This is a genomic window from Thermogemmatispora sp. (genome assembly GCF_019683755.1).
GTDB lineage: Bacteria > Chloroflexota > Ktedonobacteria > Ktedonobacterales > Ktedonobacteraceae > Thermogemmatispora.
The window spans coordinates 1-2,932 of the sequence record NZ_JADGHT010000467.1; the positions used below are offsets into that span (position 1 = coordinate 1).

Genomic DNA, 2,932 nt, shown 5'->3' on the forward strand with positions numbered 1-2,932 from the left:
GCTGCTCGCTGGAGTGCTCCCTTGACGCCAGTGGTGACGCTCTCGCTCTCGCCGCTGGCGCTGCCGCTCTACGCTGGCTATTCCCTGCTGCGGATGCTGCTAGCCTATGGACTGGCATTGCTCTTCACCCTGCTCTATGGCCACGTGGCTGCCACTCACCGTCAGGCTGAGCGCGTGCTCATTCCTCTCCTCGATGTACTGCAGAGCATTCCGATCCTCTCCTTTCTGCCAGCAGCCGTACTGGCTCTGGTGGCGGCCTTCCCCCATAGCAACCTGGGGCTGGAACTGGCCAGCATCTTGCTTATCTTCACCAGCCAGGTCTGGAATATGACTTTTAGCTTTTATCATTCAGTACTAACGCTTCCTCGCGATCTCGTGGAGGTTTGTCGGCTGCTGCGCCTGCGCCCCTGGCAGCGCTTTCTTACGCTGGAGCTGCCCGCCTCCTTGATCGGACTGGTCTGGAATAGCCTGATGAGCTGGGCTGGCGGCTGGTTCTTCCTGATGGCCGCTGAGCAGTTCACGTTGGGAGCGCAATCGTTCCGCTTGCCCGGTCTTGGCTCCTACTTGCAGCTCGCTGCCGATCGCGGCGAGCTGGGAGCGCTGGCGCTCGGCCTGTTGACCCTCATTGGCCTGATTGTGGCGCTTGATGTCTGCGTCTGGCGCCCACTCGTAGCCTGGGCTGAGCGCTTCAAGCTGGAAGAGCAGGCCGAGGTAGCCCCCCCGCGCTCGATTGTGCTGGAGCTGCTACGGGCCTCACCCGTGTTGCGCTGGCTGCGACGTCGGGTAGGGCGCCCGCTCTGGGAGGCGTTCACGATGGTGCTCAACCAGCTGCAGCCGTTACCGACTCTGCAGGAGACCCCAGCCGCCACCACAGCCGGATGGAAGCGCAGGATGTGGGTGGGGGTCAGGCGTGGGGTGACGGGCCTGGCGCTCATCTCGCTGGGGTTGCTGGTGGGCTGGGTGCTCTGGCAGGGGGGGCAGTTGCTGCTGCAGGTGCCCGCTGCCACTTGGGGGCGGTTGCTACTGGCAACAGGCGCCACCTGGCTGCGTACGCTCGTGGCCCTGGCCATCGGCGTGCTCTGGACAGTGCCTGTAGGAGTCGCCATCGGCCTCTCGCCGCGCTGGTCGCGCCGCCTGCAAGCCCTGGTCCAGATTGTGGCCTCCATTCCAGCCACTGCCCTCTTTCCGGCCCTGGTGGCCGTGCTTCTGACCTTACCGGGCAGCCTCTCCCTGGCCGCCATCCTGCTGATGCTGCTTGGAACGCAGTGGTACGTGCTCTTCAACGTTATCGCGGGCGCGATGGCTATCCCTCGTGATCTACTGGAGGCCGCAGCCCTCTTCGAGGTGAAGGGCTGGCGCCGCTGGCGCACGCTCATCCTGCCGGCCATTTTTCCCTTTCTGGTCACGGGACTGATCACAGCCAGCGGCGGCGCCTGGAACGCCAGCATCGTCTCAGAGCTGGTACAGTTCCACGGGGAAACGTTCCAGACATTCGGCCTGGGGGCCGAAATTGCCGCGGCTGCCGCCGCTGGTAATTACCCTGTGCTGCTGGCAGGCACTCTCTTGATGGCGGCGGCGGTGGTCCTGCTCAATCGCCTGATCTGGAAGCGCCTCTACCGTCTGGCCGAGCAGCGCTATCGGCTTGCCTGAGACAAGGAGCGGCTCTGCACCCGAAACAGGCAGATGCTTCTCCGCTCAGCTTGCAGATGAGCACACGAAAGAAAGGAGGCAGTTCATGGAACTCATGGGACAGCAGCAGACAGGACGGGTGAATGGCGCGCTGCTGCTAGAAGCGCGCCACATTACCCATCTCTACCAGGCGCGTGGGGGAGAGACGCGCGGGAGTCGTCCCCCTGTGGTGTTAGAAGACGTTTCGCTGCAGATCCATGCCGGCGAACTGGTAGCCTTGCTTGGCCCGTCCGGCTCCGGCAAATCCACGCTGTTACGCATTCTGGCCGGCCTCATCCGTCCAACTCAGGGGGAGGTCCTGGTGCACGGTCAGCAGCTGCTCGGTCCGACGCCCTCATGTGCAATGGTCTTCCAGAACTTTGCCCTCTTCCCCTGGCTGACCGTCCTCCAGAATGTCGAGATCGGCCTGCAGGCGCTGGGCCTGCCACGTTTGCAGCGTCTCAAACGTGCCCTGGCGGTCATCGACATGATCGGGCTGGATGGTTTTGAGGAAGCCTACCCCAAGGAGTTATCGGGCGGCATGCGCCAGCGCGTGGGCTTTGCCCGAGCGCTGGCTGTCGAACCCGAACTGCTCTTGCTGGATGAGCCATTCAGTGCCCTGGACGTGCTGACCGCCGCCAATCTGCGACGCGAGCTGCTGCGGCTCTGGACCGAGGGCCAGATCCCTACGCGCGCGATGCTGCTGGTCACTCACAACATCGATGAGGCGGTCAGTATGGCCGATCGCCTGTTGATCCTGGGGGCCGACCCGGGCCACATCCGCGCCGAGGTTCGGGGGCTACCACGTGAGCAGCGGCAGCCCCACCAGCCGGCCTATGCCCATCTCGTGGAGCTGCTCTATCGACTGATGACCAGCCCGGACGAAGATGGGAGCGCACTGCTGGAGGCCAGAGAGCCAGCGCTGCTGCGCCGCGGCAAGCCGCGATCCGCTCGCCCCTACCAACTGTTACCGCATGTGGCACCGGCAGACATCATCGGCCTGCTGGAGCTGGTGCAGGCCCAAGGAGGACGAGCAGAGCTGTCAGAGCTGGGGCGAGCATTGCAGCTGGAGCTAGACGAGTTGTTGCCGCTGGTTGATGCAGCGGACCTGCTGCAGTTGGCACGCCCGGAGGAGGGCAGGCTGGTGCTGACTGCCGTTGGGCAGCAACTGGCTGAGGCCGATGTGCAGGAAGAAAAGCGCCTCTTCCGCCAGCAGGCCCTGGCGCGCGTCGCCTTGCTGCGCCGCATCGCTGAGGACCTGGCG

The 2,932-nt window shown here is 64.4% G+C and carries 2 protein-coding genes; both read left to right on the plus strand.

All coding sequences use genetic code 11. The features are described from left to right. On the plus strand, window positions 1-1,650 hold a 1,650-nt coding region (locus tag IRZ24_RS18845), incomplete at its 5' end, for an ABC transporter permease subunit (protein ID WP_297167822.1). A gap of 85 nt (window positions 1,651-1,735) precedes the next feature. Further along, window positions 1,736-2,932 (plus strand): ATP-binding cassette domain-containing protein (locus tag IRZ24_RS18850; RefSeq protein ID WP_297167825.1); only part of this gene is annotated, 1,197 nt, incomplete at its 3' end.